General features: G+C 68.0%; 21 protein-coding genes. 13 read left to right on the forward strand and 8 right to left on the reverse strand.

From position 1 onward, the window contains the following. The first annotated feature begins 160 nt into the window (after nt 1-160). The 4 genes from thiD to RIV14_RS08045 all read left to right on the forward strand — a co-directional run bounded on the left by thiD (nt 161) and on the right by RIV14_RS08045 (nt 3,389). Entirely contained in the window at nt 161-967 is an 807-nt protein-coding gene (thiD, locus tag RIV14_RS08030) for a bifunctional hydroxymethylpyrimidine kinase/phosphomethylpyrimidine kinase (RefSeq protein ID WP_075371981.1), read from the forward strand. Between the two features lie 297 nt (nt 968-1,264). Then, nucleotides 1,265-1,615, forward strand: coding sequence for a PadR family transcriptional regulator (locus RIV14_RS08035; protein ID WP_075371982.1), 351 nt, complete (start codon nt 1,265-1,267; stop codon nt 1,613-1,615). Further along, nucleotides 1,612-2,601, forward strand: coding sequence for an ABC transporter ATP-binding protein (locus tag RIV14_RS08040; RefSeq protein ID WP_075371983.1), 990 nt, complete (start codon nt 1,612-1,614; stop codon nt 2,599-2,601). Before RIV14_RS08035 ends, RIV14_RS08040 begins: the two co-directional genes overlap by 4 nt. After that, entirely contained in the window at nt 2,598-3,389 is a 792-nt protein-coding gene (locus RIV14_RS08045; protein ID WP_075371984.1) for a hypothetical protein, read from the forward strand. Before RIV14_RS08040 ends, RIV14_RS08045 begins: the two co-directional genes overlap by 4 nt. On the opposite strand, the gene dnaB is transcribed toward RIV14_RS08045, so the two are convergent. Continuing rightward, nucleotides 3,380-4,804, reverse strand: coding sequence for a replicative DNA helicase (gene dnaB / locus RIV14_RS08050; RefSeq protein ID WP_075371985.1), 1,425 nt, complete (start codon nt 4,802-4,804; stop codon nt 3,380-3,382). The genes RIV14_RS08045 and dnaB overlap by 10 nt on opposite strands. A 787-nt stretch (nt 4,805-5,591) precedes the next feature. Between dnaB and RIV14_RS08055 the strand changes: the two genes are divergently transcribed. Both RIV14_RS08055 and RIV14_RS08060 read left to right on the forward strand, forming a co-directional pair. Next, nucleotides 5,592-7,025: an MATE family efflux transporter gene (locus tag RIV14_RS08055; protein ID WP_075371986.1), complete on the forward strand. Its 1,434-nt coding sequence runs from the start codon at nt 5,592-5,594 to the stop codon at nt 7,023-7,025. A gap of 281 nt (nt 7,026-7,306) precedes the next feature. Further along, on the forward strand, nt 7,307-8,233 hold the full coding sequence (locus tag RIV14_RS08060) for a type IV toxin-antitoxin system AbiEi family antitoxin (RefSeq protein ID WP_075371987.1): 927 nt from the start codon (nt 7,307-7,309) through the stop codon (nt 8,231-8,233). Nucleotides 8,234-8,403: 170 nt separating this feature from the next. Here RIV14_RS08060 and rplI read toward each other — a convergent pair whose 3' ends face one another. The 5 genes from rplI to RIV14_RS08085 form a co-directional block, all read right to left on the reverse strand. Next, entirely contained in the window at nt 8,404-8,859 is a 456-nt protein-coding gene (gene rplI, locus RIV14_RS08065; protein ID WP_003783683.1) for a 50S ribosomal protein L9, read from the reverse strand. A gap of 15 nt (nt 8,860-8,874) precedes the next feature. Continuing rightward, entirely contained in the window at nt 8,875-9,111 is a 237-nt protein-coding gene (gene rpsR, locus RIV14_RS08070) for a 30S ribosomal protein S18 (protein ID WP_003783656.1), read from the reverse strand. Nucleotides 9,112-9,196: 85 nt separating this feature from the next. Further along, nucleotides 9,197-9,775 carry a single-stranded DNA-binding protein gene (locus RIV14_RS08075; protein WP_075371988.1) on the reverse strand — a complete coding sequence of 193 codons (579 nt, stop codon included), beginning with the start codon at nt 9,773-9,775 and terminating at the stop codon, nt 9,197-9,199. Nucleotides 9,776-9,802: 27 nt separating this feature from the next. After that, on the reverse strand, nt 9,803-10,090 hold the full coding sequence (rpsF, locus tag RIV14_RS08080; protein WP_003788455.1) for a 30S ribosomal protein S6: 288 nt from the start codon (nt 10,088-10,090) through the stop codon (nt 9,803-9,805). A gap of 260 nt (nt 10,091-10,350) precedes the next feature. Then, the gene (locus RIV14_RS08085; protein WP_309325110.1) at nt 10,351-12,882 is read right to left on the reverse strand and encodes a transglycosylase domain-containing protein; all 2,532 of its coding nucleotides are present in this window, start codon (nt 12,880-12,882) and stop codon (nt 10,351-10,353) included. 519 nt (nt 12,883-13,401) lie between these two features. Here RIV14_RS08085 and RIV14_RS08090 point away from each other — a divergent pair. The 4 genes from RIV14_RS08090 (at nt 13,402) to RIV14_RS08105 (ending at nt 22,756) form a co-directional block, all read left to right on the forward strand. After that, nucleotides 13,402-14,778, forward strand: a complete 1,377-nt coding sequence (locus RIV14_RS08090) for an anaerobic C4-dicarboxylate transporter (RefSeq protein WP_070662724.1) — start codon at nt 13,402-13,404, stop codon at nt 14,776-14,778. A 139-nt stretch (nt 14,779-14,917) separates the two neighbouring features. After that, the gene (locus RIV14_RS08095) at nt 14,918-18,334 is read left to right on the forward strand and encodes a PPi-type phosphoenolpyruvate carboxykinase family protein (RefSeq protein WP_075373009.1); all 3,417 of its coding nucleotides are present in this window, start codon (nt 14,918-14,920) and stop codon (nt 18,332-18,334) included. A 196-nt stretch (nt 18,335-18,530) separates the two neighbouring features. Then, nucleotides 18,531-19,808, forward strand: a complete 1,278-nt coding sequence (locus tag RIV14_RS08100) for an ATP-binding protein (protein WP_075373010.1) — start codon at nt 18,531-18,533, stop codon at nt 19,806-19,808. A gap of 56 nt (nt 19,809-19,864) precedes the next feature. After that, nucleotides 19,865-22,756 carry a cation-translocating P-type ATPase gene (locus tag RIV14_RS08105; protein WP_143224232.1) on the forward strand — a complete coding sequence of 964 codons (2,892 nt, stop codon included), beginning with the start codon at nt 19,865-19,867 and terminating at the stop codon, nt 22,754-22,756. 118 nt (nt 22,757-22,874) lie between these two features. On the opposite strand, the gene RIV14_RS08110 is transcribed toward RIV14_RS08105, so the two are convergent. Next, a complete protein-coding gene (locus RIV14_RS08110; protein WP_009406747.1) occupies nt 22,875-23,033 on the reverse strand; it encodes a hypothetical protein in 159 nt (52 codons plus the stop codon). Then, nucleotides 23,033-23,806 carry a class E sortase gene (locus RIV14_RS08115; protein ID WP_075373012.1) on the reverse strand — a complete coding sequence of 258 codons (774 nt, stop codon included), beginning with the start codon at nt 23,804-23,806 and terminating at the stop codon, nt 23,033-23,035. The genes RIV14_RS08110 and RIV14_RS08115 overlap by 1 nt, the downstream gene beginning before the upstream one ends. A gap of 194 nt (nt 23,807-24,000) precedes the next feature. Between RIV14_RS08115 and RIV14_RS08120 the strand changes: the two genes are divergently transcribed. The 3 genes from RIV14_RS08120 to RIV14_RS13745 all read left to right on the forward strand — a co-directional run bounded on the left by RIV14_RS08120 (nt 24,001) and on the right by RIV14_RS13745 (nt 26,221). After that, on the forward strand, nt 24,001-24,519 hold the full coding sequence (locus tag RIV14_RS08120) for a cell division protein CrgA (protein ID WP_075373013.1): 519 nt from the start codon (nt 24,001-24,003) through the stop codon (nt 24,517-24,519). Between the two features lie 657 nt (nt 24,520-25,176). Continuing rightward, entirely contained in the window at nt 25,177-25,494 is a 318-nt protein-coding gene (locus tag RIV14_RS08125; RefSeq protein WP_075373014.1) for a transposase, read from the forward strand. A 286-nt stretch (nt 25,495-25,780) separates the two neighbouring features. After that, a complete protein-coding gene (locus tag RIV14_RS13745; RefSeq protein WP_081381870.1) occupies nt 25,781-26,221 on the forward strand; it encodes a DDE-type integrase/transposase/recombinase in 441 nt (146 codons plus the stop codon). The last annotated feature ends 313 nt before the right edge of the window (nt 26,222-26,534 follow it).

The raw sequence follows: 26,534 nt of genomic DNA on the forward strand, positions 1-26,534 counted from the left end.
CAACTCCGTTCAGGGCACGCCACTCAGCCCTCGACGTTGGACGCACTTCCAGGCTACCGGCCACCTCCGACACGAACCGGGGCTTCGAGCCGACTGCGGGCCGGTTCCATGCGACCGGCTCGGCTTGGCTCGTGCGCCTCGGCCGGTGCAGGCTTGACCCATGACTGCCATTGCCCTGACCATCGCCGGCTCCGAGGCCTCCGGCGGCGCCGGCGCCCAGACCGACCTCAAGACCTTCCACACCCTCGGCGTCTACGGTTGCACGGCCCTGACCTGCATCGTGTCCATGGACCCCAAGGACGGGTGGAACCACCGCTTCGTCCCGGTGGACCCCGGCGTCATCGCCGACCAGATCGAGACCTGCGCCGCCGTCCACTCCCGCGTTGACGCCGTCAAGATCGGCATGCTGGGGACGGCGCCCACCATCGATGTCGTCGAGCAGGCCCTGGAGACCTACGACTTCCCCGCCGTGGTGCTCGACCCGGTCCTCATCTGCAAGGGTCAGGAGTTCGGGGGCGCGCTCGAGGTGGACAACGCCCTGCGCACCAAGATCCTGCCGCACGCCTCCATGACCACCCCCAACCTCTTCGAGGCCGCCACACTGGCGGGCATGGAGGAGATCACCACGGTCGAGCAGCTCAAGGACGCCGCCAAGCGCATCCACGACCAGGGTGTCCCCAATGTCCTGGCCAAGGCCGGCCCGTCGCTGGGCACCGGCACCGCCCTGGACGTCTTCTACGACGGCACCACCCTGGAGGTCCTCGAGGTTGAGGCCGTGGGCACCGAGCGCGTCCACGGCGCCGGCTGCACCCTGGCCGCCGCGGTGACCGCCGAGCTCGCCAAGGGCGCCTCCCCGCTTGAGGCCGCTGTCACCGCCAAGGAGGTCGTCTCCTCCTCCATCCAGCACGGCCTGCGCGGCAATATGCCCTTCCTCTACGTCTACCAGGGCGAGTACCGGCAGGGCTGAGGCGCCCCTCGGGTCCTCATCGATCCTCCCGTTTCACCGCCGCCGACGGTTGTCAGCCCGTCGGCGGCGGATGTGCGTCATCCACACCCGTTTTTGTCACTCTGGGCGACTTTTCAGGCGGACGGCTGCGGCCGCCGACCCATCCGCACCGGCCTGACCTGCACAGACGCCCCAGGCCCACCGACGCTACGCAGCACCGACGCACCTAAAAGTCGCCATCCGTGACAGATCGGCCCCTGGGAACCAGCACGCCGGTCCAGTAGATAGACAACCTAGTAACTAGGTAGTCTATCAACCATGGACTCATCAGCATCGCGCCTCCTGCGCGGATTCCTGGAACCCTGTCTGCTCTCACTGCTGGCCGAGCACGCCGACTACGGGCTGTCCCTGGCACAGCGCCTCGCCGCCGCCGGATTGGACGAGGTACCCGGCGGCACGCTCTACCCGGCTCTCATGCGCCTGGAGAAGCGCGGCCTCGTCGCGGTCTCCTGGCGCCCCTCCACCTCCGGGCCCGCCCGCAAGTACTACGAGCTGACGGACGCCGGACACACCGAGCTCGCCGCACGACGGGCCGAATGGCGCACCTTCTCCACGGCGGTCGGCGCTCTCATCGAGGGCCGCAGGGTACGCACGGAGGCCTCCTCATGAGCCGGCCCGAGGAAGCCAGGGACCCAGCACAGAACACGACGGCCGAGTGGTACCGAAGCTTCACGGTGGAGCTCACCTCCCACGGTCTGCCGTCCTCCGAGGTCGAGCGCACGGCTGCCTCGACCCGGGCGGAGGCCGAGGCGGCCGGGGTGCCGCCCGGCGACCTGTACGGACCGGCGGTCCTCTACGCCCGCGAGGTCGCCTCTGCGCTGCGGGACTACCAGGCAACAGCACCCACCCCAGCCCCACACAGCTCGTCACCCCACGCCACTGCTGACCTCGGCACCACCGACTTCACCACCGCATCTACCAAGACTCCGCCCGCAACCCCCGTGGTCCTGCGCCTGACGGACGTCTCCGCGCGCCGCGGCAGGCGCACGATCCTGTCCGGCATCAACCTCACCATCCACCGGGGCGAGGTCATCGCCGTCGTCGGAGCCAACGGCGCCGGCAAGTCGACTCTGCTTCAGCTCTGCGCGGGCCTGCTGCGCGCAAGCGGTGGGAGCATCGAGAGGACGCCGAACTTCGGCTACGCGCCTCAGCTCGACTCCTTGGCGCCGCTGCTGACGGTGGACGAGCACCTCCGGCTCTTCGGGGCGGCGCGCGGGATCCGGCAAGGCCGCTCCATCTCGACCGGCCGCCGTCTCCTGACCCGCCTGGGCTGGACCGCTCGCGGAGACCAGACCGCCGGGACGCTCTCGGGTGGGACCCAGCAGAAGCTCAACGTCGCTCTCGCCCAGCTCAACGCCCCCGATCTGCTTCTCCTGGATGAGCCCTACCAGGGGCTTGACGCTCTGGCCTACGAGGACCTGTGGGCCCTCATCTCGGCCTGGCGCGCCTCGGGCGCGGGCGTCCTGCTGGTCACCCACCTGCTGCGCGACGTCGACCTGGTTGACCGCGTCGTCGAGCTGCCGGCCCCACAGGAGGACGCTGGCCGGACAATCCACCGAACGCCCCGACGGACGCTGCGAAAGGAGTCCGCATGAGCACGCCGCCTGACCAGTTCACGCCGCAGACCGAGTGGGATCGCGCCGAGGGCGCCCGGTTCCGGACGATGGCGGCGACCACGGGCCTGGTCGCGCTCGTCACCCTGCGTGAGCTCGCCCGACGGCGCGGCGCACTCGCGCTGGCAACTCTCCTGCCGCTGACCTTCTACCTGGTGCGCCTGGAGACGCACTGGACCGCGATCCGGCTCCTGTCGATCGGCCTGGGCTGGGCGACGGCGACGCTGGCGCTGTTCACGCAGGTCTCGTCCCGCTCAGTGGACCGCCGCCTCGTGGTGAGCGGAGCTCGACCCGCGAGCCTGCTGCTGGGCCGCTACCTCGCGGTGCTCGGGCTCGGGTGGATTCTCGGCCTGCTCTACAGCGGCCTCGTCCTGGCCACGATCGGCGACGAGCTCACCCACCCGAGCGCGGTGCCGGTCATGCTGCTGCTGACCGCCACCGTCGCCACTCCCCTGGGTTCCCTGGCCGCCGCCCTGGTTCCACGGGACCTGGAGGGGGCTCTTCTGCTGCTGTCAGTCATGGCGGTGCAGGTGCTGGTGGATCCTTCCGAGGGCTGGACCCGCGTCCTGCCGCTGTGGTCGACCCGGGAGCTGGCCAGCGTCGTCGTGGAGAACCTGGGGCCCGACACGGCCGACTACTTACGCCGGGGGCTGGCGCATGGCGCCGCCATGGCCGTCCTGCTGACCGCGGCGAGCTGGGCCGTGGGCTTCCTACGCTTGCGCACGGTCCGCCTCCCGGCCCCGTCCCCTGCCGGGCCGGCCTACTCGTAGGCGGGCTCGGGGGTGACGTCGCGCGCCATGTTGGCGAAGCGCGACACGTGTCCCTGGAAGGCCACCGGGATGGTGCGTGTCTGGCCGTTACGGTGCTTGGCCACGATGATGTCGGCCTCGCCGGGGCGCTCCTCGTTGTTGTAGTACTCCGGGCGGTGCAGCAGCACGATGATGTCTGCGTCCTGCTCCAGCGACCCGGACTCGCGCAGGTCGCTCATCTGGGGCTTGTTGCCGGTACGCTGCTCGGGACCGCGGTTGAGCTGGGCGACGGCGATCACCGGGATCTCCAGCTCCTTGGCCAGCAGCTTGAGGGAGCGGGAGAACTCGGAGACCTCCTGCTGGCGCGACTCGACGCGCTTGCCCGAGCTCATGAGCTGGAGGTAGTCGATGACCATGAGCCCCAGGTTGTGCTGCTGCTTCATGCGCAGCGCCTTGGAGCGGATCTCCGGCATGGTGAGGTTGGGGGAGTCGTCGATGAACAGCGGCGCGTTGGAGACGGGGTTGTAGGCCACGGCGACGTCGGTCCAGTCCCGGTCCTCCATCTGGCGCGAGCCGCGCAGCTTGTTCATGTCCACGCTGGACTCGGCGGCCAGGATGCGCATCATGAGCTCCATGCGCCCCATCTCCAGGGAGAAGTAACAGCTCGTGATCCCGTGGTGGATCGACGCCGAGCGGCAGAAGTCGACGGCGAGCGTGGACTTGCCCATGGCGGGGCGCGCGGCCACGATGATCATCTGGCCGGGGTGGAGCCCGCCGGTGAGCTCGTCGAGCTCGATGAAGCCGGTCGGCACCCCGGTCAGCGCCCCGTTGTCGCGGTTCTGGGCGGCCTCGATCTCCAGGTTGGCCTCCCCCAGGAGCTCGGAGACGGCGACGTAGTCCTCCTTCTCCCCCTCGTGGTGGGCAACCGAGTAGACCTCGGCCTCGGCCAGGGTGACGAGCTCGGCGATGTCGCCGGCGTCGGTGGAGTACCCCAGCTGGGTGATGCGGGTTCCGGCCTGGACCAGGCCGCGCATGAGCGCCTTGTCCTTGACGATGCGGGCGTAGTAGCCGGCGTTGGCGGCGGTGGGGACGGTGGCCATGAGAGTGGCCAGGTAGGGGGCGCCACCGATGCGTTCGAGCTCGCCGCGCTTGGAGAGCTCGTCGGCGACGATGAGCGGGTCGGCGGGCTCGGAGCGGTTGTAGACCTCGACGATCGCGTCGAAGATCGACTCGTGGGCCGAGCGGTAGAACTCCGGGCCGCGCAGGACGTCGATGACGTCGGTGATGGCCTCCTTGCTCAGGAGCATGCCGCCGAGCGTGGCCATCTCGGCCTCGAGGTCCTGGGGCGGGAGTCGGTCGAAGGCGGAGCTGTCGGTGCGGACACTTCCGCCGTCGGCGCCGCCCGAGCCGGCCTGAGCGCCCATGCCGTGATCCATCCGGCCACCTCCCGCACTGTCACGCCGGTTGGTCCCGGCTCGTCCTACTGCTCCCGACGACGGCCCGCCGTGTCAGGAAGACGCTCGCCCGCGTGGAGCGCGCGCGTGACCATAACGCCATCGAGCAGGCCCCGCAAACTCTCAAGTTCACCCACCCTGGGGATATCCGCACCGCCACTGTGGGAAGACCCCCGGAGCCTGGGGACAGAGGTGGGTGCTCTGTGGACACAGATGTGCGCACCTGGCGCGACTCACTCACAGGTGGGCGACTTTTCGGCGTCATCACGGCGATCGAAGGGTTCAGGCTTCCTATAGGTTCTTCCCACGACATCACAATGTGGTCTGTGGACAAGTGGGTAAACCTGTGGACAAACATCATCTTCGACTTGAGGTCCACGCCGTTTGTGGTTCCTCTACAGGGTGGTCCGTTCCAGTTATCCCCAGACCCCGCCATCTCGGCCGAACATCGGCTTCATCAGGCTTATCTCCAGCGAATATTCAGCCTTCTAGTACTTTCCCTGGGTTCGAATAGTTGTGTGATCCCCCAGAACAATCCCGGCGATGCATAGCCTCAGTCACGTCCACGATCCAGCCCGGCAACCTCATCCTCAACCTCATCCTCAACCTGGTCGTGAGGATCTCCCCTGACAGTCTCCCTCCGTGCTCGGAGCCGGCACCCGACCCTACCCTCGGGCGCTCCGCGGTGGCGGCCACGCGCTCCTCCCTGCGCGGTACCGCCCGGGGACCGCCGAGGCGCTGATGCTTCGGCGCGGACCCCTGGTCCACAATGGGGGCCGTGCCCGACACCAGCCGCCCCGCCTCCAGCAGCCTCAACCGCCAGGTCCTGTCCCTGGCCGTGCCCGCCCTGGGGGCGCTGATTGCCGAGCCGCTCTTCGTCCTGGCGGACTCGGCCATGGTCGGCCACCTCGGCGCGGTGAGCCTGGCGGGCCTGTCCCTGGCCTCGACGATCCTGACGACGACGGTGGGCCTGTTCGTCTTCCTGGCCTACGCCACCACGGCGGCGACGGCGCGTCTGTTCGGGGCCGGCCGACGCACCGAGGGCCTGCGGGCCGGCGTTGACGGCATGTGGCTGGCGCTCCTGCTGGGGCTGGGGGCGGGCGCCTTCCTGGGACTGACGGCCCCCTGGCTGACCGCAGCGATGGGCGCCGACGGCGCGGTGGCTCAGGCGGCCGTGGCCTACCTGCGTGCCTCCTGCCCGGGGCTGCCCGGCATGTTCGTCGTCCTGGCGGCCACCGGCGTGCTGCGCGGCCTGCTGGATACGCGCACGCCCTTCGTCGTGGCCACCGGCGGGGCGGTCTTCAACGTTGTCGTCAACGCGATCCTGCTCTACGGCGTCGGGATGGGGATCGCGGGCTCGGGCGCCGGCACCGCGATCGCGCAGACGGCCATGGCGCTGGCGCTGGCCACTCCGATCACCCGGGCGGCCCGGGCAGCCGGCGTGGGTCTGCTCCCCCACCGCCGGGGCCTGCGGGCGTCCCTGGGCAGTGGGGTGCCCCTGCTCATCCGTTCACTGAGCCTGCGCGTGGCGATCCTGGCGACCGTGTGGGCGGCGACCGCTATCGGGGAGGTGTCGCTGGCCGCCCACCAGGTGGTCAACGCCCTGTGGAGCTTCGCGGCCTTCGCCCTGGATGCGCTGGCCGTGGCGGCGCAGGCCCTCATCGGCACCGCCCTGGGACAGGCCCAGAGGGCGGACGCGGACTCCAACGCACCGGAGGCTGAGGCTAAGGCCCTCACCGAGGAGGAGGCCGGGGCCGCTGCGGCGACCGCCGGCTGGTCCATTGACGAGCTCCTCAAGCGGATGCTGGCCTGGGGCGCCGGGACGGGGGTCCTCATCGGGACGCTCATGGCGGCGGGCGCGGCCTGGCTGCCCCGCGCCTTCACCTCCGACGCGGGCGTCATCGCGGCCGCGACCCCGACGCTCCTGGTCGCGGCGAGCGCGCAACCACTCGCCGGAGTCGTCTTCCTGCTCGACGGCGTGCTCATGGGCGCTGGCGACGGCCGCTACCTGGCCCGGGCGGGCCTGGTGACGCTGGTGCCCTATGTGCCGCTCGCGCTGCTCATCGGGGGCGGCGTGCTGCCGGGGGCCGATGGGGCGAGGTCGGGCCTGGTGCTGCTGTGGATCGCCTTCGCCTGGGTCTTCATGGCCGCCCGCGGCGCCACCACCTACCTGCGCTCGCGCGGTACCGCCTGGCGCCACTGATCGGGCTCCCTCACCGCCCCGGTCCCTCCCCACGCGTTCGTACCTTATGCCTCGCGTTCGGGGGTTCAGGGTACGAACGCGAGACCTACCCTACGAACCGGACAGCCTGCACGACGCCGTCACCCAGTGGCCACAGTGCCGTTGCGCCCTGCTGCATCCACAGGGCCCCGATGCTGCGGTGGCCACCTCATCCGCCCGCCCGTCACGCTTGCCGCATGGAGCCCTATCCCGAACCGCCTCAGCTTCCACCCGTTGTCGCGTCCGCTGGCCCACCGGCCGCCATGCGCAACCCCGTCAGGCTCCTTCGTGGTGTCTATGGAGATGTCGGCGCGCAGGACCTACCCCGTTGGGAGGCCGGCGAGCGCCTCAGTCTGGCTCGCTGCGCGGCCGCCTGCCTTCAGGTCGAGTCCGCACGCTGCCTGAGCCACGAGTCCGCGGCCCTCGTTCACGGTCTGTGGTTGCGGGAGCGTGAGCCGGATGTCAGCGTCGTCGTCCCCTCTCGGCCACGCCATCCCCACCAGGAGCTTCCCCTCCCGCCAGGCGCGCAGCGTCCTGTGTACCTGCGCCGACGACGCCTGAGCATGCCGCAGAAGGACATCACCACCGTCTCGGGCCTGCCGGTAAGCACCTTGGGGCGGACCGCGGTCGACTGCGCCTTCGACCTTCCCGCCCATGACTCAGTGTGCGTGGTCGAGTCGGCGCTTCGCGCTATCGCTCGTCCGTCGCGATACCAGTACGCGCAGTCGAGCCGTCGAGTTGAGGCCGCGCGGCATCAGATCCAGGCCGCCGTCACGGCGCAGGGCCGACGTGCTGGGGCACGGCGCGCACGTGCCGTCGTTGCCATGGCCTCGGCCTTCACTGAATCGCCGGGTGAGTCGCTGCTGCACTGGTTCGTGCGCGCACTGGGCCTGCCGGCTCCGCGCATTCAGATGGCGATCAAGGATGCTTCCCGCCTCTACTTCCCCGATGAGGCCTGGCCGGAGTACCGGGTGCTGGCGGAGTTCGACGGGCGGATCAAGTACAAGGCCCCTGAGAGCCTGTGGCAGGAGAAGCAGCGTCAGGACGCCCTCACTCGCATGGGCTGGCGCATCGAGCGCTTCATCTGGGCGGATTTCAAGCACCTCGACGTTCTGCGCGCCCGGATCCTGGCTCTCTTCCCCGCCACCGTCGTCCGCAGTGCGCGCCCTGTGGCAGACCTGTGGACATGATCGCCGACGCCGACCGCGCGTTCGTACCTTATGCCTCGCGTTCGGGGGTTCAGGGTACGAACGCGAGACCTACCCTACGAACCGGACAGCCGGCACGACCCAGCACGACGCCGTCGGGCCGGAGCCCCCACGGGGAGGACCCGGCCCGACAGCGGAAGGATGCCCGACGCTCAGCGCGCGGGGACGACGTTGACCTCGAGGGGGGCCACGACGTCGGCGTGCAGACGCACGGAGGCGCTGTGGCGGCCGGTCGACTTGATCGGCGGCACGACCTGGATCTTGCGGCGGTCGACGGCGGGGCCGCCAGCGGCCTTGACGGCGTCGGCCAGGGTCGCGGTGGTGACGGCACCGAAGAGGCGGCCGTTGTCACCGGCGGTGGCGGAGACGGTCACGACGTTCTCCTGCAGCCAGGCGCGAGCAGTCTGGGCGTGCTCGAGGGACTCGATGGAGCGCTTGCGGCGCGCCTCGGCCATCTGATCGATCTGACGCTGGGCGCCCTTGGTCCACGGGGTGGCCAGCTTGCGGGGCAGGAGGTAGTTACGGGCGTAGCCGTCCTTGACCTCCACGACCTCGCCGGCGGAGCCGAGGTGGGAGACGTCGTGCGTGAGGATGAGCTTGGTAGTCATTGCGCGTGCCTCCGATCAGCGAGCCGAGCTCGAGTAGGGCAGCAGAGCCATCTCGCGGGCGTTCTTCACGGCCTTGGCGATCTTGCGCTGCTCCTGGACGGAGACGCCGGTGACGCGACGGGCGCGGATCTTGCCGCGGTCGGAGATGAACTTCCGCAGCGTGGCGGTGTCCTTGTAGTCGATGGTGCCGACCTTGATGGCCTTGACGGGGCTGACCTTCTTCTTCGGCTTGCGAAGTTGGGGCTTCGCCATGGTGGTACTCCTTGGTCTGAGCGCCTGGGCGCTCTACGAGATGAAAAGTGTTGTGTGTGAGGGGACGGATCGACGACGTCGCGACTCAGAACGGGGGCTCGTCACCGAAGGAGGTGGAGCCGCCCGTGGCCCACGGGTCGTCCGCGGCGCCGCCGGCGGGGGCGTTGTACCCGGACTGGCCCTGGCCGCCGAAGCCGCCACCGCCGTTGTAGCCGCCCTGCTGGGGGCCACTCTGGTTGTATCCGCCCTGACCGCCCTGGCTGCCCTGACCTCCGCCGAAGCCACCCTGGCCGCCGCCGCGCGGCTGGCGGGTGACCTGGGCCTTGGCGTAGCGCAGGGAAGGGCCGATCTCATCGACCTGCATCTCCACCACCGTGCGGTTCTCGCCCTCACGGGTGGTGTAGGAGCGCTGGACCAGACGGCCCTGGACGATGACGCGCGTGCCCTTGGTCAGCGACTCGGCCACGTTCTCCGCGGCGTCGCGCCAGATCGAGCAGCGCATGAACAGGGTCTCCCCGTCCTTCCACTCGCCGGCGGCGCGGTCGAAGGTACGCGGCGTGGAGGCGACCGTGAAGGAGGCCACCGCTGCCCCGGAGGGCGTGAAGCGCATCTCGGGGTCCGCGGTGAGGTTCCCGACGATGGTGATGATGGTGTCTCCGGCCATGGCGTTGTCTCCGTTCCCGGTAGAGGCTCAGGCCTCGGGACGCAGCAGCTTGGTGCGCAGGACGGTCTCGTTGAGGCCGAGCTGGCGGTCGAGCTCCTGGGCGATCTCGGGCGTGGTGGTCATGTCCACGACGGCGTAGAAGCCCTCGGACTTCTTCTTGATGTCGTAGGCCAGCCGGCGCTTGCCCCAGATGTCGACCTTGTCCACGGTGCCCCCGTTGCTGGGGACGACCTGCAGCAGCTTCTCGAGCGTCGCGTTGGCGGTGCGCTCGTCCGTCTCGGGGTCGAGGATGATCATGATCTCGTAGTGACGCATGCTTGGTACCCACCTCCTCTGGTCTGTGGCGGTCACGGTCCTTCCGTGACAGGAGGGTGATGCGTGCGGCGCACCATCCGGCGGAAACAGGCTTCATTCCGCCTTCCGCCTGACGGCGCAGCCAGTTCGCCACACTACCGGACAACCGGGTGGCCCTGAAAGCCGAGACGGTGGGCCGACGACGTGCCATGCAACACGTCGTCGGCCCACCGTCAGGCGTCCGCGGCCGGGCGGGTCAGCCGCCGTGGAGTGGTGGGGCGCTAACCAACACCACCCTGGTTGCGGTTGTTGCCGCCGCCTTGGTCTCCGCCTTGGCCGCCGCCGCCTTGACCTCCGTTACCTTGGCCGCCGCCTTGCTCTCCGCCTTGGCCGCCGCCACCTTGACCTCCGTTACCTTGGCCGCCGCCTTGCTCTCCGCCTTGGCCTCCAACACTACCGCCCTGGTCTTCTCCAGGCTTCTTCGGGGAGTCCGATTGCTCGGTCTGCTTCCCGTCAGGCTGCGGGGTGCCCTGCTGAGTCGGCTCGGCGGTGGGCTGCTGGGTGGGGGCCGCAGTCGCCTCCGGTTGACCGGTGGGGGCCGCAGTCGCCTCCTCCTCCGGCTGGCCGGTGGGCTTGGCGGTCTGCGGAACCGTCCCGCCACGGGTGGGCAGCAGCTCAGCCGGCGGCGGGAACTCCTCGACCGCAAGCCCCTCGTGGGCGACCGTCATGTAGTCGATGAAGATGTCCGCCGGGTAGGTCGACCCGGTGATCTCGTCGTACTCGCCCCAAGGCTCGATCGACTCCTCCGAGCCGTCCGTCCCGGTCTGGTAGAGGGTCACCGCGGTGACCACCTGCGGAGTGAAGCCCACGAACTGGGCGGACTTGTTGTCCGACGACGATCCGGTCTTCGCAGCGACCGGGCGATCCATGTGGGTTGCCACCTTGTCCGCACTGCCATTCGGGCCGGAGACGACCTGCTGGAGGGCGTAGGTCGTGTCCGCCATGACGTCCTCATCGAACTCTCGATGCCCCTTGGTGTCCGCCGTGTAGCGGTTCGTTCCATCGGAGTTCTTGAGGGAGGCCACGATGTGGGTGTCGTGCCGGATGCCCTGCGAGGCGAAGGTGGAGTAGGCCGTCGCGATGTCAATCGTGTGCGGGGAGGCCGACCCGAGCACGTTCTGGACGAGGGTCCGCTGCTCCGTGGTCTTCAACCCTTCGGTGTTCTCCGGGTAGCCGGCGCGGTTCGCCACCTTGGCCGTGACCCCTTTCTCTTTCTGCAGGTCCGGGGCATTCAAGAGCTCCTGATTGAGCTGGAGGTAGGGGGTGTTGAGCGACTGCTCCGTGGCCTGGGTGAGGCTGGCCCACTTCAGGGAGACGTTTCTGAAGTTCTGGAACTGATGGCCCTCAATGGTCATCGGCGAGGTGGCCGGATAACCACTGTCCAAGGACCAGCCGTTCTCCAGGGCGGCCACCAGCGCGAAGGGCTTGAAGGTGGAGCCCGCCTGCGCGATGGCATCAGTGGAGGTGTTGACCTGACTGGTCAGGTAGTCATCACCCCCGTAGAGGGCCAGCAGACCGCCCGTCTTGGGGTCGATGGACACCAGCGCCTTGCGCAGGTTCGGCGAGGCGCCGGGAGGCAGGGAGTTGACCGCGTTGACGGCGGCCTCCTGGTCCTTCTTGTTGATCGTGGTGACGATCTTGAAACCGCCCGTGTCGATCTGCTCCGGAGAGATCTTGGCCTTGTTCTCAAGCTCGGCGCGCACCATCTGGAGCAGGTAGCCGTTGGTGCCGGAGTAGACCTGCTTGGTCTGGGACTCCTTGACGTCCGGCATCCCCTTCTGCTTGGCCTCGTTGTACTGAGCCTGAGTGATGTAGCCGTCGTCAAGCATGAACTGCAGGACTCGTCCCCACCGCTCCTCGGCCTTCTTCGAGTTCTCGGCCGGATCCCAGGCGCTGGGGGACGGCAGGATCCCCGCTAGGAGCGCGGCCTCCGAAGGGGTCATCTCCTTGGCGGGATGGCCGAAGAAGGCCTGCGAGGCGGCCTCGATGCCGTAGGCGCCTCGGCCGTAGTAGACCGTGTTGAGGTAGTCGCCCAGGATCTCCTTCTTGGGCTTCTCCCGGTCGATCTTGATGGCCATGATGGCCTGCTTGAACTTGCCGGAGTAGGAGCTCGTGGTGTCGACGTAGTAGTTCTTCACGTACTGCTGCGTCAGGGTCGAGGCGCCCTGGGTATCGCCTCCGCGCAGGTTGTTGATCAGGGCGCGCGCGATGCCCTTGGGGTCGACGCCCTTGTTGGAGTAGAAGGAGCGGTCCTCAGAGGCCACCACCGAGTTGCCCACATAGTCCGGCAGGGTGGAGGCGTCCACGGACTGCCGGTTGATCTCGGCGAACTTCCCCATCTCCGTGGTTCCGTCGGCGTAGTAGACCGTGCTGCTCTGAGCCAGCGCGAACTCACTGGGCTTGGGCACCTTGATGGTGTTGTAGGCCCACATGAAGGCGCCGACGGCGCTGAGCACCCCCAGCAGGAAGACGCCCAGGACGAACCGCCAGCTGGGGATCCAGCGGTGGATCTTCCCCTTGCCGGCGCGGGGGTAGTTGAAGAAACGGCGCTTGCGCCCCGAGGCGGCGTCCTTGGAACGCTCGGCCGTCGACCGCTTGCGCCCCTTTCCGGGCTTCTTACCGGCCCCCGAGATCCTGCCCAGGGACTGGCGACCGGCGCTGGCCACCTGGCTCAGCTTGTTGCCGACGGGGCGGCTGGGTCCGCTCCCACTCGTGCCTTCTGCCACGCGCTCCTCGTTTCGGTTGACTGTCATGGAGGTGACTGGGTGCCGCGACGGTGCGGGGGATAACGCTCCGGTTGCGACATGGGGTCCTCATCATGACCGATGTTGGCTGCTGGCGCCGACTCGACCGGTCACCGTCCAGCAGGACCGTCGACGGCGATCGGGAGTGATCGCTGCGGACAAGCCGCATTGGGCGCCGACATGCGTCCAGTATGAGGGAACACGGGGTCGTGATGGTAGCGATGTGGACCTGGGAACCAGCCATGACGCCACCGACTCACGTTATCCGGTTGTCACCTAAATCGCTCCGAACAGTGCACTCATGCGCTTTGAGGGCCGGTGACGGCGCTACCGGAGCCAGAATGTGAGTTCGCGCCCAGCCGTCAACGACGTACTCCGAAAACAGCCGATATCCACCAGGACAATAGTCCCGACGGCTGATGAGACACTGGACACAATCCAAACAGATGGTCAGTTTCACGCATCGGCTCCTCGCCCGCCAGGGCAGCGCCGACCCTCGCCCGTCCCGCCCAACCGGGGAGATCCGCCATGGACGCCAGCTCAGCCCTTCAGACCCTCAGCATCATCCTTCAAGTCGTCATCATCCTCACCTGCCTCATCATCGGGGCGAAGAAGGGCGGGATCGCCCTCGGTCTCATCGCCGGGATCGGGCTGCTGATCCTCGTCTTCGGCTTCCGCCTGGAGCCGGGCGAGGCCCCGGTCGATGTCATCCTCACCATTCTGGCCGTCATCGGCTGTGCGGCCACCCTCCAGCAGTCAGGCGGACTGGACGTCATGATGCAGATGGCCGAGCGCGTGCTGCGTCGACATCCCGAACAGATCACCATCCTGGGGCCGTGCGTCACCTGGTTCCTCACCGTCCTGTGCGGGACCGGCCACGTCGTCTACACGATGCTGCCGATCATCGCGGACATCGCCATCAAGAAGGACATCCGGCCCGAACGTCCCATGGCCGCCTCCTCGGTCGCCGCCCAGATGGGCATCACGGCCTCACCGGTCTCGGTCGCCACGGTCTCCATCGTCTCCATCATCGCCAAGAACACCGACCGGCACTGGTCAGTCCTGCAGATCCTGGCGGTCTCCATCCCGGCGTCGTTGTGCGGGGTGCTCCTGGCCGCCCTGTGGTCGATGCGCCGCGGCAAGGACCTGGATCAGGACGAGGAGTACCAGAAGCGCCTGGAGAACCCGGAGTTCCGCGCTGCCGTCCACTCCAGCTCCGAGACCCTCGTCGGCAAGGTGTTCCCGCCCGAGGCCTACCGCGCCACCTGGATCTTCCTGGGCGCCATCGCCGTCGTCGTCGTCCTGGGCGCCTTCGAGGTGCTGCGCCCCCAGTTCCCCACGGGCGACGACGGCGCGCTGGAGCGCCTGAGCATGAACCTGGTCATCCAGATGGTCATGCTCGCCGCCGGAGCGCTCATTCTGCTGACCTGCAAGGTACAGGCCGGCAAGATCGCCTCCACCACCGTGTTCAAGGCCGGGGCCACTGCCATGTTCTCCATCTTCGGGGTCGCCTGGATGACTGAGACGGTCGTCCACGCCCATCTGGAGAACCTGGAGCACAGTCTCTCGGGCGTCCTGTCCCACCACGTGTGGATGTACGCCATCGTCCTGTTCATCATCGGCAAGCTGGTGAACTCCCAGGCGGCCGGACTGCTTATCGTCGCCCCGATGGCCCTGTCACTCGGGGTGAGCCCCGTCATCGTCGTCGGGTTCATCGGTGCCTCCTACGGGTACTTCATCCTGCCCACCTACCCCTCGGATCTGGCGGCGATCGGCTTCGACCCCACCGGCACCACCCACATCGGCAAGTACGTCATCAACCACTCCTTCCTGGTGCCCGGGCTCATCGGGGTCCTCACCTCCTGCATCGTGGGCACCGCACTGTCCCAGATGCTCCTGTCCTGAACGCTCGACGTCGCACCGGCGGTCGACTCAGACAGTGAACGACCCGGCCGGCGAGTGAGATGTCAGACACGCCACTGAAGTCGGTCTTCTGGGCAGAACGTAACAGGACCGTGTCGTCTGTTCTGTCTAGGCTCGTGCCATGACAACTACAGACGCGGCCACCACTTCCGCCATCGCCCTGCGTTTGGAGCTGCTGGGGATCTCCGCCCCGGCACAGGTCAAGCAGAGTGAGGCGGACCGCCTCATGTCCCCGATCCTGGCACGCCAGCGCGAGCTCTCCCGCCGGCTGGCCCACCGCCCCTGTGCGGCTGACCAGCGCATCCAGACCTTCCTCGACTCCTACCTGGAGGGCGCGGCCGTCACCCCACGGCTGCCCCGCTCCACCTTCGTCCTGGACCAGCCGGGCCTGGCGCGGGCCCTGTCCCTGCCGGCGGACTCCACCAGCTTCACCTCCGACTACGTCGAGAGCTACCGGGTGCTCGGCGGCGTCCTGCACAACCCCCGCAACGACCGTCGCACCACCGCCGGCGTCTTCCACGTCGCCGAGGGCGGCCTGCCGATCCCGGATGACAAGATCGCCGTCTCGCGCGACGTCTTCGCCCGCCTGCTGGCCCACGCCGTCGAGCCCCCCGAGGACCTGCTGACCCTGCCGTGGGCCTCCCGGCAGGAGGACCCGGCCCGCTGCTTCGTGTCGCTGCTGCTGCGCCCCGTCGTCGTGCCCGAGGTTCCCGGCTTCTCCGCCGAGCGCTCCATGGAGATCCGCTTCATCGCCCCCGGCGGCCTGGTCTCCAACCTGGACTTCGTCGAGGGCATCTTCGGCAACGGCGGCGACCCCTACCTGCCGGAGAACGACTCCTCCCTGGCCCCGGAGTCCTGGACCGGCCACACCGGCTGCGTCATCCTCGCTCCGCACCTGACCACCCTGACCAAGAAGGAGCTGGGCCTGCCCTCCTGGGACGAGGCCACCGAGCGCCAGCGCCGCGACGGCCAGTGCTGGAAGGACGAGGCCGAACTCTACAACGGCGGCAAGGCCTTCAAGTGCGTGGCCCGCGATGAGCGCGGCGTCATCGTCACCATCATCGCGGACAACTACTTCGGCTACTGCAAGAAGGAGGTCAAGACCCAGATCGGGTACTCGGCCAACCTCTTCGGCTGCGTGGAGGAGGAGCACGCCGGCGGCGCCGTCGCCTACCCGCGCTACAACCTGAGCCAGGAGTACACCGACGTCCACACCCCCGAGGGCCTGACCCTCGAGCACATCATCGAGCGCAACCCCGGCCGCTTCGAGACGCGCGAGGACGGTTCCGCCGTCGCCATCGACGACCCGACCGTAGTGCTGGTGCCCGCCGGCGCCCACTACTCGATGCGCAACCAGACGATCACCTGGACCCGCCCCGACGGTCAGGAGGCCTCGATCCCGCTGCTGGTGGGCAACACCTACGTGGCCCCCAACGGCTACCGGGTCCACGCCAAGCACCGCGAGGGCGACGCCACCCAGTGGCACCTGGTGGGCACCGCCCCCTGGTCCACGCAGGCCCACAAGCCGGCCACCGTCTCCGGCGGCGGCAAGTCAGAGATCTCCAAGGCCCTCCTGGACGCCTTCGTCTTCGGTGAGGCCTACGTCGGCGACGTCGACGAGGACTTCGACACCGTCCAGACGATCCTCGACGGCAACTACGCCGACCGCTTCGTTGACCCGGCCAACAAGAGCGCCCACCACCGCTCGATCCTCTCCGAGCGCCGCTCGCTGGGAAGCGTCATCAAGCTGCTGACGCCGTCGTCGATGTACACCGAGGAGTACAACGCCTTCCTGGAGTCGATCCCGGCCCACATCAAGGAGCTCATCTTCACCGTCAAGCGCTTCTACCAGCCCAGCTGGGGCAAGGACTGGCGCAGCCACTTCTCCGTGGGCATCATCAACGGCCGCAAGGGCAACTCCCTGCGCCTGGACGGTGAGGTCATCAAGGTCAACATGCTGCGCGTGGGCTTCGAGGACGACGGCGCCTGGCGCCTGCTGTCCCTGCGCCCGGACTTCTCCCCGGCGGCCAAGGTCCAGACCGAGGACGACATCACCGCCTCGATCGTGGCCCCCGGCGGCCTGGTCTCCACCCCGGACTCGCAGCTGTCGCGCAAGTTCGTCACCAACTGCGAGTCCCTGCTCTTCCAGCGGCCCGACGACGCGATCGTGCGCGGCTACGACAAGCAGACCGAGTCGGACATGTCGGATCCGCAGGCGGACCTGTTCATCTCCAACTTCCAGCCGCTCACGCCCGCCGACGCCCGGGCGATGGCCGCCGACGCCCCCGGCCTGTCCCGCTTCACCCAGCCCATGCAGGACCTGGTGGCCCGCGCCGCCGCCCTGCCCGAGGCCGAGGACCCCGCCGAGCAGACCTACTGGGTCTCCACGGCCAACCCGCGCCTGGTCAACGGCACCCCCACCAAGAACCCCCGCTACCTCCAGGTGCGTCCCGACATCGCCAACCCGAAGGATGTGGCGCTGGCGGACCTGACCAACCACCTCTTCCGGGATGTCCCCCTGGACGAGGCGCTGCGTCACAGCGTCGACATCGTCGCCGCCGGGCGCCGCAACAACCCGCCCGAGGACGGGGTTCCGCCGCTGTGCGCCTACAACCCGCTGCACTACATGGAGCTGCCGGAGCTGTTCATGGAGTTCATCTCCTCCATGACCGGTAAGTCCCCCTCGACGACGGGCGCCGGCAGCGAGGGGGCCCTGACGAAGGCCCCGTTCAACGCCCTGCCGGCCATCTACGACCTCAACGCGGCCCTGCTGTCCTACGCCCTCAGCGGCTACGACGGCTGGCTGTCCTCGGCCGGCTACATTGGTCCGAAGGTGCAGGTGGCCCACGACATCTCGCTGCTCATCCCGGAGATCTTCTCGCGCATGAGCGTTGAGGAGCGGGACGCCCACCACCTCATCGAGGGCGGCTACCTCGAGCGCATTGAGGACTTCGAGTACGAGGGCCGCACCGTCCAGGCCTCGCGCCTGGGCTACCGGATGAACCAGTCCTTCGCCTCGACCTTCTTCGGCCGGATCTTCCTGCACCCCGACGTCGTCTTCACCGAGGAGATGCTGCGTCCCGAGCTGCAGGATGAGGCGGTCTTCGCCGACTCGGTGGACATCATCGTCACCACCCACAAGGTGGTGGCCGAGCACTACCGGGCCGACGGCTCCATCGAGTGGGCCGTGCCGCCGCTGCGGGCCCTGCTGGAGATCATGATCGACGGCACCTCTCGCGAGGGCTGGGACCTGACGAGCCCGGAGTTCCGCGCCCTGTTCGAGCGCGAGAACATCTTGAGCTCGTCGTGGTACGCGCAGCGCCTGGACGCCAAGGTCGCCCGCGACACCCGCCAGGCCCACCAAGCCATCGAGGCCCTCACCCGCTTCTACACCGCGGAGAACAACGAGGAGGTCGTCGAGCGCCTGGGCATCGAGGGTCGTCTGGCCGAGGCCCGTGCCTGGCTAGACAAGGTCAGCTCCCCGGCCTACCGCGAGCACCTCGTGGGCTCGCTCGGCCTCCAGCCCTCGCTGGCCTGAGCCGACGCTCCCCCACTGACGGGGACGCGGAATCCGTGTGGGGGAACAGGTGTCCTGTTCCCCCACACGGGTTTCGTCCTCGTGCGCGAGGCCGTTTCAACCTTCACACTCAAAACTCACCAAAGTTCACACTGAAATGGCTTCAACCTTCACACTGGGGTAGTGTGACGACACGCCTCCGTTGGCAAGGACATCCATGAAATCCAGCGACAGCAGCGACTACCTCCCCCGCGTAGCGGACCAGCAGCTGTCTGCGGCGTTGCGCACCTCCGGGGCCGTCCTCATCCAGGGCCCCAAGTGGTGCGGCAAGACCGCGACGGGCTCCCAGGCGGCTGCGAGCAGCATCTACCTCCAGGACCCCGACCACAGCGCCGCCTACCTCCAACTGGCGGATCTCAAGCCCTCCGCACTTCTCGAGGGAGAGGTGCCACGCCTGATCGACGAGTGGCAGATGGCTCCGCAGGTGTGGGACGCCGTGCGCTTCGCTGTCGATCGCCGCCAGGCACGCGGCCAGTTCATCCTGACCGGTTCATCGACCCCTTCCGTTGAGCCCGCGCACTCCGGCGTCGGACGCATCAAGCGGCTGGTCATGCGCACCATGTCCTTGACCGAGTCCCTCGAGTCCAACCGAGCAGTCTCACTCACGGCACTCTTCGACGGCGATCATGACGCGGCGTCCCTGTCCGATCTGACGGTGGACGGCATCGCCCAGGCAATATGCCGTGGAGGGTGGCCCGAGGCAGTACGGGACCCGGACGACACCGAGGCCATCCAGTACGCTCGAAACTATGTCGACGCCCTGGTCGACTCGGACCTCTCGCGCGTCGACTCAGTCAACCGGTCGAGTCTGCGTATGCGGGCGCTCCTGCGAGCCTACGCCCGCAATATCTCAACACAGGCCGCAGGTTCCACCCTGCGGGCCGACATGCAGGAGGATGAGCAGACCCTCTCGGTGAATGCACTGCGCCCCTACCTCGACCTACTCTCGCGGTCCTTCGTCATTGAGGATCTTCCCGCCTGGAGCCCTTCACTGCGATCGCGCACCGCCATCCGCACCAGTCCGACGCGCCACTTCACCGATCCTTCCATCGCCGCCGCCGTCCTGAGGCTCACCCCGCAACGGTTGCTCCTTGATCCCGAGACCTTTGGACTACTGTTCGAGTCGTTGTGCGTCCGCGACCTGCGAATCTACAGCGGGGCGTTGGGAGGAAGCGTCTTCCACTACCGGGACCAGTCGGGTCTTGAGGCCGACGCCGTCATCGCGCTCGACGACGGCCGATGGGCACTCGTCGAGGTCAAGCTCGGCAGCGCCCAGATCGACGAGGCCGCCGCGAACCTGCGTAAGCTGGCTGACCGGGTCGACTCCAGGACCCTGGGAGAACCCTCGTTCCTCATGGTGCTCACTGGTACGGCGACGGCCTATCAGCGCGACGACGGCGTCCTCGTCGTTCCCCTGGGCTGTCTCAGCCCGTAGATCTCTCCCAGAGGCCCGGCTTGTCAAAGCAATCCGCCGTTGATGGGATAGCGTCCATGCCCACAGCACCCGCCATGGACACCTCGTTCGATCCGGCCGGCACAGAGCCATCGACGCAGCCCCGCCCCTACTCCCGACCGGCCGACGTCGTCGCCACCGAGCTCGGCACCGACGTCTCCTGCGGTCTGAGCCGGCAGGTCGCGGCCGACCGCCTGGCCGCCAACGGCCCCAACGAGCTGCCCTCCAAGCCGCCGGCGCCCGCCTGGCTGCGCTTCCTGGGCCAGTTCAACGATCCGCTTGTCTACCTCCTGCTGGCCGCCATCGTCATCTCCACCATCGCCTGGGTCCTGGAGGGCGCCGAGGGCGTGCCGGTGGACTCCATCGTCATCGTCGCCGTCGTCACCCTCAACGCCATCCTCGGATTCGTCCAGGAGAACAAGGCCGCTGACGCCGTCGCCGTCCTGTCCGCCATGACCGAGGCGACCTCCACGGTGCTGCGCGACGGGGCGCGCCTGGTCATCCCCTCCTCCGAGCTCGTGGTCGGCGACGTTCTCGTCCTGGGCGAGGGAGACCAGGTCGGCGCCGACGCCCGCCTGGTCTCGGCCGCCGCCCTGCGCGTGGTGGAGTCCTCCCTCACCGGTGAGGCCGACGCGGTCATCAAGACCCCCGAGGCGGTCGGCACCGACACCGACCTGGCTGACCGCACCTGCATGGTCTACCGGGGCACCTCCGTGGCCCAGGGGACGGGACGCGCCGTCGTCGTCGCCACCGGGGCCGACACCGAGATGGGCTCGATCGCGCAGATGCTCGACTCCGTCGAGGAGGAGGACACGCCCCTGCAGAAGGAGATCCACGCGATCTCCACGATGCTAGGGATCGTCGTCGTCATCATCGCCGTCGTCGTTGTGGGAACCCTGCTGCTCCTGGCGCGGGATCGCACACCGGACACGATCGTCCACGCCCTTCTGCTGGGGGTCTCGCTGGCCGTGGCCGCTGTGCCCGAGGGCCTGCCCGCGATCCTGTCGGTAGTCCTGGCCCTGGGTGTGCAGCGCATGGCCACCCACAAGGCCGTCGTCAAGAGGCTCACCAGCGTGGAGACCCTCGGCTCGGCCTCCGTCATCTGCTCGGACAAGACCGGTACCCTCACCCGCTCGGAGATGACGATCCAGGAAGTCGTCACGGCCTCGGGCACCTGCGTGGTCACCGGCATCGGGTACGCGCCCGACGGCGAGGTCGCCCCCGACACCGACCGTGACGGTCGCCCCGACGCCGATCCCCTCGAAGGACCCCTGCGCGACGAGGTCACCGTGGTCCTCTCCGGCGGAGCGCTGGCCTCCGACGCCGAGCTCAGCGCCGACGAGGACGTGTGGAGCGTCGTCGGCGACCCGACCGAGGGCGCCTTCCTGGTCGCGGAGAGGAAGCTCGGCACCGATGGCCAGCGCGAGGGCCGCTTCGAGCGCGTCGGCGAGGTCCCCTTCACCTCCGAGCGCAAGATGATGTCGGTGCTGCTCACCGACACCGAGCACGGCACGATCATCGTCTCCAAGGGCGCCCCGGATATCCTCATGGAGCACTGCACGCAGATGCGCCTGGGCGAGGCCTCCACCGAGCTGACCGGTCAGGCCCGGGCCCGGTTCACCGAGCGCATCGCGGACATGTCGGGCCGGGCACTGCGCACCCTGGGGGTCGGCTACCGGCTCCTCACCGATGAGGAGGCCGCCCGCGTGCGCGAGGCCGCCGCCGGCGACGGCGAGGCGGACCTGTCGGACTTGGAGCGGGATCTGGTACTGGCCGGCGTCGTCGGCATCATCGACCCGCCGCGCCCCGAGGCGGCCGTGGCCGTGGCCGAGGCGCACCGGGCGGGCGTGCGCGTCCTCATGATCACCGGCGACCACCCGGCCACCGCCGGACGCATCGCAGCGGACCTGGGCATCGTCGAACGGGGCGCCCCGGTCCTCACCGGCCGGGAGCTGGAGAGGATGGACGACGAGGCCCTGTCTCGGGCCGTAGCCACCACCAGCGTGTACGCGCGCGTCGCCCCTGAGCACAAGATGCGGATCGTCCACGCCCTGAAGTCGCAGGGCCACACGGTCTCCATGACCGGCGACGGCGTCAACGACGCCCCGGCCCTGCGCGCTGCGGACATCGGCGTGGCCATGGGCGTCACCGGAACCCAGGTGACCAAGGAGGCCGCCATGATGGTCCTGGCGGACGACAACTTCGCCACCATCGTCGACGCCGTGCGTGAGGGCCGGCGCATCTTTGACAACATCAAGAAGTTCCTGCGCTTCCTGCTGTCCTCCAACATGGGTGAGGTCCTCACGGTCTTCGGCGGCGTGGTGCTCTCGGGAGTCATCGGCCTGAGCGGGCACAGCGAGTCCGGCGTGGTCCTGCCGCTGCTGGCCACCCAGATCCTGTGGATCAACCTGGTCACCGACTCCGGACCGGCCCTGGCCATGGGCGTGGACCCCTCCGTGGAGGACGTCATGGCCCGCCCACCGCGCAAGCCCACGGAACGAGTGGTCGACGGCGCCATGTGGAGCGGCGTGCTGCTGATCGGTGCGGTCATGGCCGTCTCGACCCTGGCGACGCTGGACCTTTTCCTGCCCGGCGGCCTCATCGAGACTTCCCTGTCCACCGACGACCTGGACACCGCCCGCACAGCGGTCTTCTCCACGCTGGTCCTGGCACAGCTGTTCAACACGCTCAACTCGCGCTCGGAGACGGTCAGCGCCTTCAGTCATCTCTTCGTCAACAAGTGGCTCTGGGGTGCGATCGGCCTGACCCTGGTGCTTCAGGTCGCCGTGGTGGAGGTGCCCTTCCTGCAGGCGGCTTTCTCGACGAGGTCGTTGGACCTGACCCACTGGGCGGTGGTCGTCATCATGGCCTCCCTGGTCCTGTGGGTCGACGAGCTGCGCAAGCTCGTCAGGCGACTCATGAAGCGCTAAGCAGTACGACGCACGCGCATGCGGCCGGGTCCCCAACCGTCTGGTGACGGTCGGGGACCCCTTCATTCCGCATCAATGACGGCCGATAGCGGCGAAGACCTGCGGCTTCCGGTTGTGGTCAGCCGACGTCGGCGTTGCCGGACAGGTGCCAGGTGGCGTTGGCCCAGGGGAAGACGTACTGCATGAGCACGTAGACGACTCCGGCGATGAGGATGAGCGACTCGATGGCCTTGAGCCACGCCGGGCCCGGAAGGTGCCGCCAGATGAAGCCGTACATCAGTTGACCCCCGGGTCGTTGAGCACGGACTTCGGACGTCCCTCGGAGCGATCCATCCAGTACTTGAACTGCGCGTGGACGATCCAGCGCTGGTCGTTGCCGAACTCGCCGGCGGTCGATCCGTGGCAGGTGGTCAGCGTGATGTACCGGTCGGTGGGCTGAGCGTCCGGCTGGTTGGGGACTGGGGCGATGACCTCGACCTGCTCGGGCTGGACGATCTCGTGGCCGGTCACCCTGAACACGTACCAGGTCTTGGCGGTGGAGACGATGATCTCGTCGCCCTCCTGGAGCAGGTCGATGCGGCGGAAGGAGTTGCCGTAGGTGCGGCGGTGCCCGGCGATCGCGAAGTTGCCGAGCTCGCCGAGCTGCTGGGTGTTGGTGTAGTGGCCCGCCGCGGCCTGGTCCAGGACGTCGGATCCGGTGCCCTCCATGATGGGCATGTTGTTGTTGGTGATGCCGTACCACTTGGGGACGATGAGCATCCCGATGGTCTCGCCGTAGCCGACCTGCTCCATGACGGGCGGAGCATCATAGTGCTCCGTGCCGGCCTTCTGAGGTGACTGGACCTGCTTCTGGTGGAACTGGGTGGCCACCGCCTGCGCGCTGGCGTTGGCGTCAATGCCGGTCCACCACAGCTGCCAGCACAGGAAGAGGGCGACGACGAGGCCGGCGGTGATGAGCAGCTCACCGATTCCGGTCAAGGTGCCGTTGAAGATTCGGACAGCACGACTCTGGCCGGGTGCTCGGTGTCGCACAAGACCTCCTCCAGTCATCGCCCCTCCTCAGAACTGGGACATCATCGGGCTAACGGCCAGTCTAAGGGGGTACACCCCCCACATGACCAGCCAGGAGTGGTGGACTCATCACAAGGTGCACCGTGAGGAAGCCTGACAGCATGTCCTAGGCTAGGCCCGGATGTATTGCGGTGGTCTCATGCCACCATCCCCAACCAGTGAGGAGACCCAGGGTGGCCTTGGAGAAGAAGTCCACAACGGACGACGCCGACAAGAGCTCGGAGAAGGTCTCGAAGAAGAGCTCGGAGAAGAACAGCGCGAAGAGCGCTGAGAAGGACAAGGGCTCGACGAAGGACTCCGCCGCCTCTGAGAAGACGGAGAAGAAGACCACGGCGGACAAGGACTCGAAGAAGAGCTCGTCGTCGTCGAAGAAGAAGCACCCTAAGCGCTCCGGCAACCCGGCCAAGGCGGCCAAGGCCCTCGAGGAGGAGTCGCGCGCCGCGGCGAACCGAGTCTCGCGCACCCCCAAGAAGATCAAGGACACTGCCTCGCCGCGCTGGTACGCCCCCACCATGGTGACGCTCCTGGTCATCGGGCTGCTGTGGGTTGTCGCCACCTACCTCTTCCAGGGCAAGTACCCGCTGCCCTACTTCGTCGAGCACCACGGCGGCGACTGGCTGTTCAACGGCAACCTCTACATCGGCTTCCTCATCATGATGTCGGGCTTCCTCGGTCTGCTGCGCTGGAAGTGACAGGTTTCAGACACTCCCGCGATCAGGCATCCGCGTAGGCCCCCGAGCACCGGCTCGGGGGCCTTGTCGTGAGCGGTGTCTCCACACATCGGGGCACCGACGGAGCGGGTTGAGCCGGCTGACAGGGCTGCTTGATCGCATCGTCGAGGGGCTCGTCCCAAGGAGGGGACCCGAGCCGGAGCCACTGCGTATCCCCACGACCCTGCGCCAGGGGCTCGGCCCGCTCCTCCTTCCTCCCCAGGTCGTCTGTGGATCCGTGGACAACCGGCTCCCCACAACCCACGTCGACTTTCCCCATGTGTGGACAAGCCTGTGGATAACTACAGCCTTGTGTTTCCACACCTGTGTCCACAGATGTGGATGAACCACAGCGGTGTTCTTTCAGCCTTGTCATTCAAGGCCTCACGGGCTGCGCAGTGCTTCTCAGGGGCGGTGCGTCTCATGTGCTGTCTCCTCGCTTCTGAGACGCTCGCTCGGACGGGAGGCCGGTGCTGATCTGACGGGCCTGGTGCACCACTCCGACCGTGGGGTGCAGTACCGGTCCATCCGCTACGGGCAGGCCGAGCGTGTTCAATGGTATGTGTAAGCCCCTCCGTTGGAAGGACTGAATCGTCCCGGGTTTGATGGAGGCAGTGATGACACGGAAGGATCACTGTCATGGGACAGAAGAAGTACCCCGATGAGCTGCGCGAGCGGGCCACGAGGATGACCTTGGAGGCGCTGGAGGATTCGGCGCGGGCCAAGGGCGCGATCCGCAGGATCGCCGACGAGCTGGGCGTCCACCCCGAGGCTCTGCGCACCTGGGTCAAGAAGGCCCAGGTCGATGGTGGTCTGAGGCCGGAAACCACCACCGACGAGGCGCAGCGGATCAAGGAACTTGAGAAAGAGGTCCGAGAGCTGCGAAGAGCCAACGCGATCCTGAAGAGCACAGTCGGCTTGTCTATCGCGGCGGAGTGTGAGCGCCCATCTCGTTGATCTGCCAGTACATCGAGACCAAGAAGGAGGAGTTCGGGGCCTGGCCGGTCTGCAAGGTGCTCACTGGCGCCGGAGTCAAGATCGCCCCAAGCACGTGACTCACGCCCGCCGTAGCCGGCCTCCTAGCGCCAGGAGCCTGCGCGATGAGATCCTCAAGGCGGAGATATCCAGGGTCCACAAGAACCAGCTACTCGGTGCTGGGGGCCCGCAAGATGCACGTGATGCGGGGCCGACCCGAGGCCGCCGAGCGTCACGGTGCCGGTCACGTGGCCCGGTGCACCGTTGAATGCCTCATGGGCGACCTGGGTCTGCGCGGCGTCCGCCGCGCCAAGTCCCCGCGCACCACGCGCAGCGCACCGCGAGAGCAGTGCCCGGCCGACCTCGTCAAAAGGCATTTCAGCGCGTTCAGGCGAACGAGCTGTGGGTCGCCGACATTCCCCCGCAAGCGGGAGGTACCCCCTCCCACGTGCGTACGTTCTCCGGGTGGGTCTACGTCGCCTTCGTCACCGATGTCTTCTCGCGGCGAATCGTGGGCTGGCAGACCACCACGAGCCTGTACACAGACCTGGCCCTGGACGCCCTTCAGATGGCCGTCTGGCAGCGGAAACGAGCCGGTGCTGACCTGACGGGCCTGGTGCACCACTTGCGACCGTGGGGTGCAGTACCGGTCCATTCGCTATGGGCAGGCTCTGGCCGACTGCGAGGCAGTCGCCTCTGTAGGCTCTAAAGGGCGATTCCTTTCGGCTTTGCTCTGGCCGAGGCGCTCAACTCGCTGTACAAGGCCGAGCTCATCCTTTGGCCAGGGCCCTTGGGAGGACATCGACGCCGCCCGTGCTCGCCACCGCCGAGTGGGTCCACTGGTACGGGCACCACCCGACCACACTCCGCCATCGGGATGCGAACCCCCGCCGAGCACGAAGCCACCTGGACGCCCGACACCCACCGCCAGGAACAATCACAACCGGCAACCACCGGCACCAGATAAACCAGCCTCCACAAAACCCGGGGCTTGACACCGAGCCGGCCCAAGTCGGCCTACT

This window comes from Actinomyces acetigenes, from assembly GCF_031296635.1.
GTDB classification, from domain to species: Bacteria; Actinomycetota; Actinomycetes; order Actinomycetales; family Actinomycetaceae; genus Actinomyces; species Actinomyces acetigenes.

Bases quoted from the DNA above. Each gene is read 5' to 3' on its own strand.
- RIV14_RS08085 (WP_309325110.1), bottom strand. From the start codon at position 12,882: ATGACAGTCAACCGAAACGAGGAGCGCGTGGCAGAAGGCACGAGTGGG.
- RIV14_RS08110 (WP_009406747.1), bottom strand. From the start codon at position 23,033: ATGTACGGCTTCATCTGGCGGCACCTTCCGGGCCCGGCGTGGCTCAAG.
- RIV14_RS08035 (WP_075371982.1), top strand. From the start codon at position 1,265: ATGGACTCATCAGCATCGCGCCTCCTGCGCGGATTCCTGGAACCCTGT.
- RIV14_RS08090 (WP_070662724.1), top strand. From the start codon at position 13,402: ATGGACGCCAGCTCAGCCCTTCAGACCCTCAGCATCATCCTTCAAGTC.
- RIV14_RS08045 (WP_075371984.1), top strand. From the start codon at position 2,598: ATGAGCACGCCGCCTGACCAGTTCACGCCGCAGACCGAGTGGGATCGC.
- rpsR (WP_003783656.1), bottom strand. From the start codon at position 9,111: ATGGCGAAGCCCCAACTTCGCAAGCCGAAGAAGAAGGTCAGCCCCGTC.
- RIV14_RS08100 (WP_075373010.1), top strand. From the start codon at position 18,531: ATGAAATCCAGCGACAGCAGCGACTACCTCCCCCGCGTAGCGGACCAG.
- thiD (WP_075371981.1), top strand. From the start codon at position 161: ATGACTGCCATTGCCCTGACCATCGCCGGCTCCGAGGCCTCCGGCGGC.
- RIV14_RS08125 (WP_075373014.1), top strand. From the start codon at position 25,177: ATGGGACAGAAGAAGTACCCCGATGAGCTGCGCGAGCGGGCCACGAGG.
- RIV14_RS08055 (WP_075371986.1), top strand. From the start codon at position 5,592: ATGGGGGCCGTGCCCGACACCAGCCGCCCCGCCTCCAGCAGCCTCAAC.
- rpsF (WP_003788455.1), bottom strand. From the start codon at position 10,090: ATGCGTCACTACGAGATCATGATCATCCTCGACCCCGAGACGGACGAG.
- RIV14_RS08105 (WP_143224232.1), top strand. From the start codon at position 19,865: ATGCCCACAGCACCCGCCATGGACACCTCGTTCGATCCGGCCGGCACA.
- RIV14_RS08115 (WP_075373012.1), bottom strand. From the start codon at position 23,806: ATGACTGGAGGAGGTCTTGTGCGACACCGAGCACCCGGCCAGAGTCGT.
- rplI (WP_003783683.1), bottom strand. From the start codon at position 8,859: ATGACTACCAAGCTCATCCTCACGCACGACGTCTCCCACCTCGGCTCC.
- RIV14_RS08040 (WP_075371983.1), top strand. From the start codon at position 1,612: ATGAGCCGGCCCGAGGAAGCCAGGGACCCAGCACAGAACACGACGGCC.
- RIV14_RS08060 (WP_075371987.1), top strand. From the start codon at position 7,307: ATGCGCAACCCCGTCAGGCTCCTTCGTGGTGTCTATGGAGATGTCGGC.
- RIV14_RS08075 (WP_075371988.1), bottom strand. From the start codon at position 9,775: ATGGCCGGAGACACCATCATCACCATCGTCGGGAACCTCACCGCGGAC.
- dnaB (WP_075371985.1), bottom strand. From the start codon at position 4,804: ATGGATCACGGCATGGGCGCTCAGGCCGGCTCGGGCGGCGCCGACGGC.
- RIV14_RS08095 (WP_075373009.1), top strand. From the start codon at position 14,918: ATGACAACTACAGACGCGGCCACCACTTCCGCCATCGCCCTGCGTTTG.
- RIV14_RS13745 (WP_081381870.1), top strand. From the start codon at position 25,781: ATGCCTCATGGGCGACCTGGGTCTGCGCGGCGTCCGCCGCGCCAAGTC.